The 12,479-nt window shown below is 33.3% G+C and carries 13 protein-coding genes and 1 pseudogene; 6 read left to right on the top strand and 8 right to left on the bottom strand.

From position 1 onward, the window contains the following. From ACOYLP_RS06950 to ACOYLP_RS06965, 4 genes and pseudogenes are all read left to right on the top strand, one after another. Positions 1–181: pseudogene (locus ACOYLP_RS06950) on the top strand (divalent metal cation transporter); the annotation flags it as partial. 134 nt (positions 182–315) lie between these two features. Further along, positions 316–1,596, top strand: a complete 1,281-nt coding sequence (rocD, locus tag ACOYLP_RS06955) for an ornithine--oxo-acid transaminase (RefSeq protein ID WP_422855459.1) — start codon at positions 316–318, stop codon at positions 1,594–1,596. A 294-nt stretch (positions 1,597–1,890) separates the two neighbouring features. Beyond that, on the top strand, positions 1,891–2,079 hold the full coding sequence (locus ACOYLP_RS06960; protein ID WP_422855460.1) for a hypothetical protein: 189 nt from the start codon (positions 1,891–1,893) through the stop codon (positions 2,077–2,079). Beyond that, positions 2,069–2,611 (top strand): Smr/MutS family protein, encoded by a 543-nt coding sequence (locus tag ACOYLP_RS06965; RefSeq protein WP_422855461.1) that lies wholly within the window; start codon positions 2,069–2,071, stop codon positions 2,609–2,611. Before ACOYLP_RS06960 ends, ACOYLP_RS06965 begins: the two co-directional genes overlap by 11 nt. Before the next feature lie 41 nt (positions 2,612–2,652). Here ACOYLP_RS06965 and ACOYLP_RS06970 read toward each other — a convergent pair whose 3' ends face one another. Beyond that, on the bottom strand, positions 2,653–3,717 hold the full coding sequence (locus ACOYLP_RS06970) for a DUF3810 domain-containing protein (RefSeq protein ID WP_422855462.1): 1,065 nt from the start codon (positions 3,715–3,717) through the stop codon (positions 2,653–2,655). Between the two features lie 95 nt (positions 3,718–3,812). On the opposite strand from ACOYLP_RS06970, the gene ACOYLP_RS06975 reads away from it, so the two are divergent. Then, positions 3,813–5,279, top strand: a complete 1,467-nt coding sequence (locus ACOYLP_RS06975; protein WP_422855463.1) for an aminoacyl-histidine dipeptidase — start codon at positions 3,813–3,815, stop codon at positions 5,277–5,279. Between the two features lie 119 nt (positions 5,280–5,398). Here the strand turns inward: ACOYLP_RS06975 and ACOYLP_RS06980 are convergent, their stop codons facing one another. Together ACOYLP_RS06980 and ACOYLP_RS06985 are read right to left on the bottom strand one after the other, a co-directional pair. Beyond that, positions 5,399–5,815, bottom strand: coding sequence for a thiol-disulfide oxidoreductase DCC family protein (locus tag ACOYLP_RS06980; RefSeq protein ID WP_422855471.1), 417 nt, complete (start codon positions 5,813–5,815; stop codon positions 5,399–5,401). 12 nt (positions 5,816–5,827) lie between these two features. Beyond that, a complete protein-coding gene (locus tag ACOYLP_RS06985; RefSeq protein WP_422855464.1) occupies positions 5,828–7,990 on the bottom strand; it encodes an endonuclease MutS2 in 2,163 nt (720 codons plus the stop codon). A gap of 114 nt (positions 7,991–8,104) precedes the next feature. Between ACOYLP_RS06985 and ACOYLP_RS06990 the strand changes: the two genes are divergently transcribed. Further along, positions 8,105–8,770 (top strand): uracil-DNA glycosylase, encoded by a 666-nt coding sequence (locus tag ACOYLP_RS06990; RefSeq protein ID WP_422855465.1) that lies wholly within the window; start codon positions 8,105–8,107, stop codon positions 8,768–8,770. A gap of 3 nt (positions 8,771–8,773) precedes the next feature. Here the strand turns inward: ACOYLP_RS06990 and ACOYLP_RS06995 are convergent, their stop codons facing one another. The 5 genes from ACOYLP_RS06995 to ACOYLP_RS07015 form a co-directional block, all read right to left on the bottom strand. Continuing rightward, a complete protein-coding gene (locus tag ACOYLP_RS06995; RefSeq protein ID WP_422855466.1) occupies positions 8,774–9,352 on the bottom strand; it encodes a hypothetical protein in 579 nt (192 codons plus the stop codon). An 11-nt stretch (positions 9,353–9,363) separates the two neighbouring features. Next, positions 9,364–9,933, bottom strand: a complete 570-nt coding sequence (locus tag ACOYLP_RS07000) for a DUF3575 domain-containing protein (RefSeq protein ID WP_422855467.1) — start codon at positions 9,931–9,933, stop codon at positions 9,364–9,366. A 48-nt stretch (positions 9,934–9,981) separates the two neighbouring features. Beyond that, entirely contained in the window at positions 9,982–10,914 is a 933-nt protein-coding gene (locus ACOYLP_RS07005; RefSeq protein WP_422855468.1) for a transglutaminase, read from the bottom strand. A 17-nt stretch (positions 10,915–10,931) separates the two neighbouring features. Then, on the bottom strand, positions 10,932–11,783 hold the full coding sequence (locus ACOYLP_RS07010; RefSeq protein WP_422855469.1) for a substrate-binding domain-containing protein: 852 nt from the start codon (positions 11,781–11,783) through the stop codon (positions 10,932–10,934). A 65-nt stretch (positions 11,784–11,848) separates the two neighbouring features. Next, a complete protein-coding gene (locus ACOYLP_RS07015) occupies positions 11,849–12,385 on the bottom strand; it encodes a GNAT family N-acetyltransferase (RefSeq protein ID WP_422855470.1) in 537 nt (178 codons plus the stop codon). Between the last annotated feature and the right edge of the window lie 94 nt (positions 12,386–12,479).

A 12,479-nucleotide genomic window follows, 5' to 3' on the forward strand; every position in this document is an offset into this window, starting at 1 on the left:
ATATACGGCTATACTATATGGATTAACAGCTCCAGTTTTGATTGCTATAATTCTACATATTTCAAATAATAAAAAAGTAATGGGAAATTTTACCAACAGCAGGTTTTCTAATGTTTTAGGATTCAGCGCTTTAATTTTAATGACTGTAGCGGCTGTAGCTTTAATGTATTTACAATTTTAATGAACAGTTAGACCTATAATTCGTAATTAAATTATACTTTTGTTCAACCTATGGATGATTTCTCTCCAAATAAAGAAGGAATTACGATTTAATAAATAATCTGTAATGATAGCAGATTAAAAAGTTTTATTACAATGTCAGTTTTAGAAAAAATGAGTTCAGCTGAAGCTATTGCTTTAGAAAACAAGTATGGAGCTCACAATTATCACCCGTTACCAGTAGTTTTAAATAGAGGAGAAGGAGTATATGTTTGGGATATTGAAGGCAAAAAATATTATGATTTTCTTTCGGCTTATTCAGCTGTAAACCAAGGTCATTGTCATCCAAAAATAGTGGGAGCTATGGTTGAACAAGCGCAAACTTTGACACTAACTTCACGAGCATTTTACAACGATAAACTAGGTGTTTATGAAGAATATATCACTAAGTATTTTGGTTTTGATAAAGTATTGCCAATGAATACTGGTGCCGAAGCAGTTGAAACCGCTTTGAAATTATGCAGAAAATGGGCATATGAAAAGAAAGGAATCAATGAAAATGAAGCACAAATTATTGTGTGTGAAGGTAACTTCCACGGAAGAACAACCACTATTATTTCTTTTTCTAATGATGAAAATGCACGCAAAAACTTCGGACCGTATACAACTGGATTTATCAAAATTCCTTACGATGATATTGAAGCTTTAGAAAACGTCATTACATCTTCCAAAAACATAGCGGGATTCTTAGTAGAACCAATTCAAGGTGAAGCCGGAGTTTATGTGCCAAGTGAAGATTATTTGGCAAGAGCTAAAGCGTTATGCGTAGCCAATAATGTATTGTTCATTACCGATGAAGTACAGACAGGAATTGCACGTACAGGTTCTTTATTAGCTGTTTGTGGTAATTGTTCATGTGAAAACAAATGCGAAAAGCAAGCGAGTTATGTAACGCCAGATATTTTGATTTTAGGAAAAGCTATCTCAGGTGGTGCTTATCCAGTTTCTGCAGTGTTGGCAAATGATACCATTATGAATGTAATTAAGCCAGGACAACACGGATCAACTTTTGGAGGAAATCCGATAGCCGCTGCGGTAGCTATGTCAGCTTTAGATGTTGTTAATGATGAAAATTTAATTCAAAATGCACGTCGTTTAGGGAAAATATTTAGAGAGAAAATAGGAGAATACGTTAAGACTTCAAACATTGCAACCTTAGTCCGTGGAAAAGGATTGCTAAACGCAGTAGTTATAAATGATACAGAAGAAAGCGATACGGCGTGGAATATTTGTATGGCTTTACGTGACAACGGATTATTAGCTAAACCAACACACGGAAATATCATTCGTTTTGCACCGCCATTAGTAATGAATGAAGAACAATTATTAGATTGTATTTCAATAATTATTAAAACGTTAAAGCAATTTGAAAAGTAAATAGCCAACTTTTTTTATAATTAAGTACGACCTTATTATTTTATAAAATTGCTCAACTTGAACATGTCTTGCTTTATGGTCAAGAAATAGCGATTTATTTTCGGATTCTTTAGTTAACTTAAAATTTTAGGTATTTAATCTATAGTTATTATTCCATTATATAATAATTCTTATCGGAGTAATTATTTTTGCAGCAAAATAAGAAGTGGTAGATAGTAATTATCTTAAAATAAATCTATTTAAAACCAGCTAGTTCAGCTGGTTTTTTTTTACTTTTGAAAGTAAAAACGGAGTATGAAAAAACTAGTAATACCTTTTACGCTTGTAGCGATCATTGTAGGTTTGTTTGAGCAATCTAAATCCAACCCCAATATTTATGTTTTATGTATTGCAATTGTGATATTTATGTTTGGCATTATGAAATTGAGCGCTAAATTACCTAGCAAAAGTCAAGAAGAAAAGGAGGAAGAAGATGCTGATTAAAGGCGATAAAGTATCAGTTTTAGATGATGCCATTGATGGTGTTGTTATTGAAGTTAAAGGTACTGAAGTTACTATAGAAACTACTGATGGTTTCAACCTAACGTTTGAAAGTAGCGAGTTAATTAAGATTGGAAGCGGTAATGCTATGAATTTCAGTTTTAACAAAAGACAGGTGATTAGCGAAAAAGAAGTAGCTAAACCAAACTACATCAACAACGAAAAGAAGAATAAAAAAGAACTTCCGGTTCCCGAGTTTGATTTACATATCGAAAAATTAGTTAAGAATTATAAAGCAATGAATAACTATGATATTTTAACAAAACAATTGGATACTGCAAAATATCATATTGAATTCGCCATTCGAAATCGCATTCCAAAAATTGTTTTTATACATGGAGTTGGAGAAGGTGTATTGAAATCTGATCTCGATTTCTTGTTAGGACGCTATGATAATATTGTTTTCCAAGATGCTAATTATCAAAAGTATGGACTAGGCGCAACAGAAGTTTACTTTAAGCAGAATGTAAAATAGTCAGTACTGCCATTCCCACCTTCGCTGGAATGACAAAAGAATTATCTCAACTCTTTCCCTTTATAATAATTAATCAATAAATCAACAAACTTGCTATAACTTTCCAATCCATCTTTTTGTTGGTTCATTTTCAAAAACTGATTGTAAAAAGCATGAAATCCTTTGTCAATAAAGGTGTCATATTGTTCCCAAAAGCGTTGACTTTCTTTATAGTTTTCAATAATTCCGGGATTAATTGTTTTTTTTAAGGCTTTAAATCTTACTTCATTTTTCATCGTCACATTTTCTAAACAATAGCGCATTGCCATACTATAAGCTGCATATTGAAAATACAAATCATCATTTTTGATGCAAGCCATAAAACCAATAAAATTGCATTCACTTTCACTGGCATACCCAATTTGATGCGCCATTTCGTGGCAAACCACATTGGGAAAACTGTACATAGGCAACATATAATTCACTTGTGATTCATTCGTAAACGGATTCAAATAACCACCAAAACCCATATAAGTCAATGGAAAACTGAACAGTGATTTTTTTCGACTCGGAATCTCATACCTAAAATAAGGATATTGTTTGGCTAAATTATCATAACCATTTTGTGTCATTTTGAAAATGCTGTCCTGAGAATACGGGTTTCTTACTTTTTGGTTTGTATTGTGTGTAATAGCAAATTGCACTTCGTTGGTTTTGGTAATTAGTTTTTCGGTAAACGCGTATAAATCTTCATTGGTGTATTCTCTTTGAATTTGCATCTTTTCAAAAAGCGGTACACGATAATAATTTGTAGCCCACAAAACATGAAAAAAGAAATAGAAAACAGAAAAACCACTAAGTATATTCAACACTTTATCTTTCCATTGTTTACGCCAAGTTCTTCTTAATTTCCATATTGAAATCAACAAATAAACAATGAAAATTCCATACATAATATCTCCAATAGAGAATGGAATTTTGCCTAAAACCGTTCGTTCAAATCGTGATGTGAAAACGTATAATCCATTGCTGTAATACTGTTCAACCACTTCGGGAAAGAATGCCAAAACCTTCAAAAAAATGATTTGGATTAGCAGAAAAATAGGAAGTATGTATTTGCGTTTCACGATGGCAATTTTAATTGTAAATATATTATAATATCAATTCGCAAAGAAACTAAACTTTGTAACTTTGTGCCTCGACATTAAAAAATAACTACATAATGAGCCAGGAAATTAGAAACCTTGAACCAAAAGTGCTTTGGAATAAATTCGCAGATTTAAATGCGGTTCCACGTCCGTCAAAAAAAGAGGAACGAGTTATTCAGTTTATGAAAGACTTTGGAAACAGTTTAGGATTGGAAACTTTTGAAGACGAAATCCGAAACGTAATCATCCGAAAACCCGCAACTCCAGGAATGGAAAATCGTAAAACAGTTGTTCTTCAAGGGCATTTGGATATGGTGCACCAAAAAAATAATGATACCGATTTTGATTTTCTTACTCAAGGAATTGATATGTATGTTGATGGAGACTGGGTTCGTGCTCGCGGAACAACACTTGGTGCCGATAATGGATTAGGCGTAGCAGCCATCATGGCAATTTTAGAAAGTACAAATATTCCTCATCCAGCTATTGACGCCTTGTTTACTATTGATGAAGAAACCGGAATGACCGGCGCTTTGAATTTGAAAGGTGGAATCTTAAAGGGGGAAATTCTGTTAAATTTAGACACCGAAGAAGATGACGAAATTGATATTGGTTGTGCTGGTGGAGTAGACGTAACGGCAACCAGAAGTTATAATCATGAAGAAACTCCAGAAGGATCTGTTGGTTATACAGTTACAGTCAAAGGCTTAAACGGCGGACATTCTGGTATGGACATCCACAAAGGTTTGGGAAATGCCAACAAGATTATGAATCGTCTATTGTTTGATGGATTTGAAAATTTTGGGTTGCAAATCGCTGAAATAAGCGGTGGAAGTTTGCGCAATGCTATTCCCCGTGAAAGTGTAGCGAAAGTAATTGTAGCCGGAATGTATGATGAAGCGTTTGTATTTGATATGCAAGAAATCATCAACGATATAAAATTCGAATTCAAAACTACGGAACCTAATCTTACCATTGAAATTGTAAAAAGCGATTTACCAAAAAGTGTGATGGATTTAGGTGTTCAGGAAGGGCTACTTCGCGCGATCTATGCTGCTCACAACGGTGTGTACCGAATGTCTGCTGACATGGAAGATTTAGTTGAAACCTCTAACAATATTGCTCGAGTAATTGTAAAAGATGGTGAAATTTCAATTCAAAACTTAACGCGTTCTTCTGTAGAAATTTCTAAAATGGATTTGGCGAATGCCTTACGTTCTGCTTATGAATTGTTTGGTTGCGAAGTGTCTTTTGACGGAAGTTATCCAGGTTGGACACCGAATGTGAAGTCTGAAATATTAGATGTTTTAGTTCATATTTATGAAAAACAAAATGGTACCAAACCAAACGTCGTAGCGTGTCACGCTGGATTAGAATGTGGGATTTTGGGAACAAACTATCCGGGAATGGACATGATTTCGTTTGGACCAACTATTCACGGTGCACATAGCCCAGATGAAAGAGCTTCGATTAAATCGTCTCAGAAATTTTGGAAGTTTTTTTTGGAAATACTGGCTAATATTCCGGAAAGGAGTAATTAGTTAATATCAAAAGGCTGTCCGAAATTAATTTTCGGACAGTTTTTTTTTGTTTACAATATTGATTTTTTTGTGGATTTAACTAATCAACTTTAATAGTAATATATTTGGTATGACATTTATCATGCTAGAAACTTGCTAGTCAAATCGGGTGTTGGTATCATACAGCTCTCTTTTTTTCCAAACCATTTGTATCTGTTTTTGGCTATGTAATCATAAAATAAGTTTGTTGTGGATTTAGGTAACACAGAAAAGAAACCTAAAAATTTGTATAAACCTTTTAATTCATAGGCAATTTTAAAAGCCGCTTCTGATTTGATGTAATAGGCAATTCCTGGTTCATATAAAACAATGCTGTCAATCTTTTTGATGTCAACTCCAATATGATTTAAAATATCTTGACCAAATGTTGTTTGAAGAGAAACAAATCGGAAAACATCTTTTTTATCGTTCCTTATAATAAATTGAACTGATGTATTACAAAGATTACATATGCCATCAAATAGTATTACCTTTTTATCTTTTGGCAAAGTTGAAATTTCCATGATTCTTTATTTAGCCTGTACGAATTCAAGTTGTTCCAAATTTACTTTTGAAGTAAACACACCATAATTTACAACAGCTTTATTTTTTTCAATCTTGTCAATAGTGCCAATAGCTTTACCATCAAACATACGAACCCTGTCGCCAACTTTAAGAGTTACTTTAGGTTTTTCTTCAGGAATAGCTTTTAATTTCTTTTCTTTCTTCTCAGCCCTAATTTCTTCTACTTTTACTTTTACTTCTTCGATAACTATTTTTTGAATAATTTCTTTTGCCACTTTCTCTTTTACAGTAGCTTTTTTTCGTTTGGAGTTTTCGATTTCAACTATTTTCAAGAATTCACCTATTAATACTTTCTTGTCTTTATTGTTAAAGTATTTCACTGAAATGTCATCTACTTTTTGACCCATGTAAATCAAACGCTGATTAGCATCATACAACTCTTGGTAACGTTCTAATTTCTCTTGAATTTTAGAATTTATGGTTTGCATTTTCTTGCTTTCTTCCCTTGCTTTAGATTCTTCTTCTTTCAAATTTAGAGACGTTTTCTCTAGTTTAGAACGCTCTTTCTGAAGCGTAGCAATTGTTTTATCAAACCGTATTTTTCCGCCTTCTATTTTCTTTTTGGCGCGATTGATTAAACCATATGGGATTCCGTTTTTCTGTGCTACTTCAAAAGTAAAAGAGCTTCCTGCTTGACCTAAAATCAACTTATACATGGGCTCCAATGATTTCTCATCAAAAAGCATATTAGCATTAGATGCATAAGGCAATTCGTTGGCCAATATTTTCAAGTTTGAATAATGTGTTGTTATTATACCAAAAGCTTCCCGATGGTAAAATTCTTCTAAGAATGTTTCTGCCAAAGCACCGCCTAATTCAGGGTCTGAACCAGTTCCGAATTCATCAATTAAGAACAATGTTTTAGCGTTGCATTTCTTCAGAAAATAATTCATGTTTTTTAAACGATAACTATATGTGCTTAAATGATTTTCTATCGATTGATTGTCACCAATATCAGTCAGAATTCTATCGAATAAGAATGTTTTGCTACGCTCGTGAACCGGAATTAGAATTCCGCTTTGTAGCATCAGTTGTAATAATCCAACGGTTTTCAGCGAAATAGTTTTTCCTCCGGCATTTGGACCTGAAATTACAATAATTCTACTTTCAGGATTCAATTCAATAGTTTGTGGAAATGTCTTTTCCTTCTTTTCTAAGTTGCTTAAAAACAAAATAGGATGGAAGGCATCCCTAAAATACAATTCCTTTTCAGTTGTAATTGTTGGTAGAATAGCATTGATTTTGTTGGCATATTTTGATTTCGCGGCAATAACATCAATATCGCTCAGAAACTCCTGATATTGTTTTAAGAGAACTAAAAACGGACGTATATCGTTAGACAGTTTCTTTAGAATTCGGGTAATTTCTTCGCGCTCTTCATATTCTAAATTACTCAATTCTCTTGAATAACGAAATGTAGCTTCAGGCTCAATATAAGCAATACTTCCCGTTTTAGAACTTCCCAAAATAGCACCTTTTACTTTTCGGCGATACATGCTTAAAACCGCTAAAACTCTACGATTATCTACAAAGCTTTCTTTGATTTCGTCCAAATAACCTAATGAATTATATTGGCTCATTGCCTGTCCAAAACTTTGGTTTACTTTGCCGCGAACCAAATTCATATCTCTACGAATGTTGACTAAATCGGGAGAGGCATTGTCTTTAATTTCACCATATTTATCAACAACTTCATCAATTTTATTAATGATGAATTTAGTATATTCGACTTGAGCGGCTTTCTCGTTAAGCTTTGGATAATAATCATGGAATTTCTTAAAGAATAACAACAATACATTTGCGGTTTCGGAAAGCGAAGCAATTTTTCTAAAACTACCCACTTCCAAAAAGCTGTCTTCAATAGAAAGAAATTTTAAATCGTTCGTCAGATTATCAAAACCGTGATTGGGAATCGCATTGTTGTTGGAAAACGAAGACAAGTATTCCGAGGTTTGTAACAACACATTCATCAGGGCCTCCTTATCCTTGAAAGGAATAATTTCTAATGCTTTTTGTTTTCCGATTTCAGTATTACATCGCTCTGAAATGGTTTGCAAAACCGTATTGAATTCTAAATCTTGTAATGTTTTATCGGTGATGGATATCATAAAAGTGGCAAAGTATATTTCATCAGTTATCCATAAAAATGGCTCGTGTCAAAGTTACAAAGTATGCAATCCATATTGCAACAGAATGTGTTATTTTTGATAAAAATTTACTTGATGGACATTAAGATACATTCTTCCTGGCAACAGGTGCTTGAAAGCGAGTATGAAAAACTCTATTTTCAAAAGTTAATTTCTTTTGTTAAAAACGAATACGCTACTAAAAGATGCTTTCCACTAGAAAGTGAAATTTTTGCTGCATTTAACCATTGTCCGTTTGATAAAGTAAAAGTTGTTATTATCGGTCAAGATCCGTACCACGGATTTGGGCAAGCCAATGGGTTGTGTTTTTCGGTAAATGACGGTATTAATTTTCCTCCGTCTCTAATTAATATTTTTAAAGAAATCCAATCAGATTTAGGTTTGCCAATTCCTATTTCGGGAAACTTAGAACGATGGGCAGATCAAGGTGTTTTGTTACTCAACGCTACTTTAACAGTAAGAGAAAGTGAAGCGGGAAGTCACCAGAATAAAGATTGGGAAATATTTACCGATTTCGTTATTCAGAAATTATCAGATGAAAAAGAAAACATTGTTTTTCTACTTTGGGGTGGATTTGCTCAAAAAAAAGGAGCCAAAATAAACAGGACTAAACACCATGTTCTAGAATCCGGACATCCATCACCATTAAGTGCAAATCGAGGTTTCTGGTTTGGAAACAAACACTTCAGCAAAACCAATAATTACATGCAGAGTTTAGGAAAAGAAACTATAAAATGGTAAAAATTAATTTACCGTAAAGTTATAATAACCATCATCATTCAAGCCAGTAACCAATGAATTTATGTTTAAGATTAAGCGAGTAGCCGGACTTAAAGAACGTAACTCAACTTTATCCGGATAATCACTATTATAGCCAAAACTCAAACGATAGGTTCCTGGAGATAACAATGGAAAACCAACTCGGTACTCATAAGTTTCATCAGTAGTATTGTATTCACAAATTCCGTAAACATAAGAACCGTTTTGAGCATAGCCTTTAACGATGTCTAATTGACTGTCATTCACCGTAACGACTTCCCATTCTGTTGCACTGATTTGTTTTTCGATTACATATGAAAAGGCAAACTGTGTTGCTCCTGTGGTTTTATATATATCTAAGAGTGCGCCATCACTTAAATACCTTGAAAAATCAGCATCAATGTATAATTTTTCGCCAACCGTGTAAGTTGATGAATGCGACTCGATGGAAACTAAGTTCGGGATATCAACATAAACATTATTGTAAAAACCATCGTCATTGGAATCACAGTTAGAAACCAGAAATGCAAAGGCAATTAGTAGTATATAGTGTATTTTTTTCATCTTCATTTTTATTAAAATCGATATCCTAAATTTAAACCAACTCTCGAAATAACATCCGGACTTTTATCTCGATTGCTAAGATTTGAACCAAATCCGACTATGAACTCCAATGCTATACTGTTCTTAAAATACATTTTGTAACCCAAACTTCCACCTAAACCAAAATCAGTATATTTTGACTTTTTGGTAGTGTAATAATCTGGCATTGCCATATCTCCTATGCGGACTATTTCCTTATAATCACCGCCATTATACGAACCAAAAATTTCAGCAAAATAATATCTTGATTTGCTTTTGGAGAGAGCATATCTCAAATAAGGATTAAATTCAAACTTAGGAACATTGTTTCGGTAGCCATTATCGAAATCTTCATTAAGCTTATTACTATTTGAAAAGTTTACATTTATACCTGTTGAGAAATCTTTGCCCCAAAAAAGCTCGTAGCTAATACTAGCTTTTGTATAAATAACCGCTGACAATAAATCTACACGAAATTCATTTTTTTTGCTAGAAAGCAACATGTTTTCTTGCGCTTGTGAAGCAAACGAAATAAGGAGAATTAAAGAAAACAATTTTTTCATTATAAGGCTTTTATTTACAAACGAAGATAATAAAAATAAAATTAGGAATTAATCCAAAGTCAGCGCTCCCAAAATTTCTTCATTCATGAATGGACCTCCAGGATATTTTGCGGTATAATCAAGATTAAGCCAAATATTTCCTCTTTCATCAATGTGATAATTGATAGTTTTGTTCCTGCTTTCTGCAGGGAAAAGCTCCTTTTTAATAGCATAATTGATGTGTTCCAAATCTATTTTAGAACCAATTAACAGTTCTGGATAAATATGTCCTTTAGTATGAATCAGTCGCATTGTTCCGCCAATAGATTTGATGCAAGCAGCCATAAATATGGAATGATCATCACAATCTCCAGAAAGATATTGAACAGATTCTGTCGCTTTAGCTATATAATCATGACCTTTAGGATCGCTTACATAATTCCAGCGACTGTTTATTTCTTTGAAAACAGCAAACGCCTGAACAATTGTTGAATAATCGTGATAGCCTTTTAATTGCTTAAAGTTTTTATTAATGGCTATTATGGCAAAGTTTCTGATTTTAGGGTTTTGATATTCAACGGCATCTATAATTTTATATTTGTTAGGAAATGGTAAAAGTTTTGTGATGATAATATCCTGAGGATAGGGATTATCATTCATGGTGTATACCATAGAGCGGTAATCTTCAAAAATACTTTGGAATCCATATTTACCCGATAATGTTCCGTAGAGCAGCAATATAAAATATAAAATTACAGAAATCAGCGTAACTCTTCGCAATGCTCTTAACAGGAATTGAAATGCAGTCAGTATTATGAGAAACAATAAGATTCTGTCCACATGATGTGCCCAGTCTAAAGTAATAAAATTATGATGGGCTATAATAAAGGCAGGAATGGTAATAAGGATATTCAGTACAAAAATGATAATCAAATCCCAAGGACTTTTTATTCTGAATTTTTCTTTCAGTTTTTGATAAGTAAGATTTCCTAGTTTTATCATGTTGCCAATGGCAAAAGCTATACTTCTTTCACTATTTCAGCAAAAGTACCTTTTTTATCGATAATTTTTAGGTCAAACAATTGATTTTGAATTTTGTTTAACACTTTTTCTTCTAATGGTTTTTGTGACCATTTGGTAAGCGATAACCATTCCTGTATATCTTCTAATTTTTGATGGTATTTTGAAGCCAAAGTCCTGTCGATATTAGGAATATCTCTGAATTTGATGGTGATGTTGTTTATCGTTTCCAATAGGAGCGCTATAGATTGCTTGTTAGCTTCTAAAAATTCATTTCTTACTGCAATTACAAAGCATGGCCAAGGCGTTGGACAATCAGCAACGCGACGAAAAATCCCTTTATCTACAAGAGGTTTTGTCATAAAAAGTTCCCACATAAAGTAATCGGCTGTGCCTTTAGTTAAAGCTTCAACAGCGCCATCAATAGTGTTTACGATTTCAAATTGAAGTGTTTCCGTATTCCAATTTTGATTTTGAGCATTAACATAAGCCATTAAATGTGAACCTGAACCATAACGAGAAATAGCTACTTTGGTGTTTTCTATATCAGCTATTACTTTGTATTTTGAATTGGCAACTACATGAATTCCCCATATCAATGGACTTTCTACATAAACTTGTACAATTGAACAATCGTTTCCGCCTACAATATCTTTTACAATTCCTTCCGTTAAAATAACAGCAATATCGGTTTCGCCATTACGAAGCATTTGGCACATTTTGCCAGTACCTTCTGGTATGTCAGTCCACTGCAAATCAATACCTATTTTCTCAAAATCACCATTTTCAATACATAATTGCCATGGAAGGTTGAAATGTTCAGGGACGCCTGCTATTTTTATGGGTTTCATAATTCTTTTGGATTAGAGACAGAGAGATCATAGACTTTGTTTTGTCTATTATCTCTTTGTCTATTTTAATTATCTTTTGGATTGTTCATTTGCCACCATTTCCATAACACACTATCTTTATCTAAATAATCTTCGACAAATTTCATCCCTACTTTTTGCAGAATGTGATTGGAAGCCCCGTTTTGTGAATGGGTGTAGGCATTCATTATATCAATATTCATTTGGTTGAAACCATAATCTAACCAAGCAATCGAGGCCTCAGTCGCATAGCCTTTTCGCCAGAATTTTTCATCAAGGCGATAGCCATAATCATAGAAATTGGTGTTTCCATTTTCTATGTGATCATCAATGTATTTTATTCCGGTCCAACCGATGAATTCTCCAGTTTCTTTTAAAATTGTAGCAAACCGACCAATGTTATTTCTTTCGTATTGACTGCAAACATATTCAATAGTTTTGATGGTTTCCTCGATGGTCTGTGTTGGATTTTGCCAAAGGTATTTGTGTACTTTCGGATTATTATCCATAGCAAACATAGCGGCTGCATCAGAAAGATCTAATGGACGGAGAATAAGTCGGTCGGTTTCTAGGATTAGGTTCATTTTTTACCATTAAAGGAGTTAAGAAAATTTTCATTAAGTTTAACCCGTTGGGTGAAATTATTTGTAGTAAAATAAATTGAACAAATGTTGGTCA

The organism is Flavobacterium sp., from assembly GCF_049318325.1.
GTDB lineage: Bacteria > Bacteroidota > Bacteroidia > Flavobacteriales > Flavobacteriaceae > Flavobacterium.

What these genes read in the sequence shown, in the direction of transcription:
- ACOYLP_RS06965 (WP_422855461.1), top strand. Translation starts at nt 2,069, where the DNA reads ATGCTGATTAAAGGCGATAAAGTATCAGTTTTAGATGATGCCATTGAT.
- ACOYLP_RS06960 (WP_422855460.1), top strand. Translation starts at nt 1,891, where the DNA reads ATGAAAAAACTAGTAATACCTTTTACGCTTGTAGCGATCATTGTAGGT.
- ACOYLP_RS07000 (WP_422855467.1), bottom strand. Translation starts at nt 9,933, where the DNA reads ATGAAAAAATTGTTTTCTTTAATTCTCCTTATTTCGTTTGCTTCACAA.
- ACOYLP_RS06995 (WP_422855466.1), bottom strand. Translation starts at nt 9,352, where the DNA reads ATGAAAAAAATACACTATATACTACTAATTGCCTTTGCATTTCTGGTT.
- ACOYLP_RS07005 (WP_422855468.1), bottom strand. Translation starts at nt 10,914, where the DNA reads ATGATAAAACTAGGAAATCTTACTTATCAAAAACTGAAAGAAAAATTC.
- rocD (WP_422855459.1), top strand. Translation starts at nt 316, where the DNA reads ATGTCAGTTTTAGAAAAAATGAGTTCAGCTGAAGCTATTGCTTTAGAA.
- ACOYLP_RS07010 (WP_422855469.1), bottom strand. Translation starts at nt 11,783, where the DNA reads ATGAAACCCATAAAAATAGCAGGCGTCCCTGAACATTTCAACCTTCCA.
- ACOYLP_RS06985 (WP_422855464.1), bottom strand. Translation starts at nt 7,990, where the DNA reads ATGATATCCATCACCGATAAAACATTACAAGATTTAGAATTCAATACG.
- ACOYLP_RS06990 (WP_422855465.1), top strand. Translation starts at nt 8,105, where the DNA reads ATGGACATTAAGATACATTCTTCCTGGCAACAGGTGCTTGAAAGCGAG.
- ACOYLP_RS07015 (WP_422855470.1), bottom strand. Translation starts at nt 12,385, where the DNA reads ATGAACCTAATCCTAGAAACCGACCGACTTATTCTCCGTCCATTAGAT.
- ACOYLP_RS06975 (WP_422855463.1), top strand. Translation starts at nt 3,813, where the DNA reads ATGAGCCAGGAAATTAGAAACCTTGAACCAAAAGTGCTTTGGAATAAA.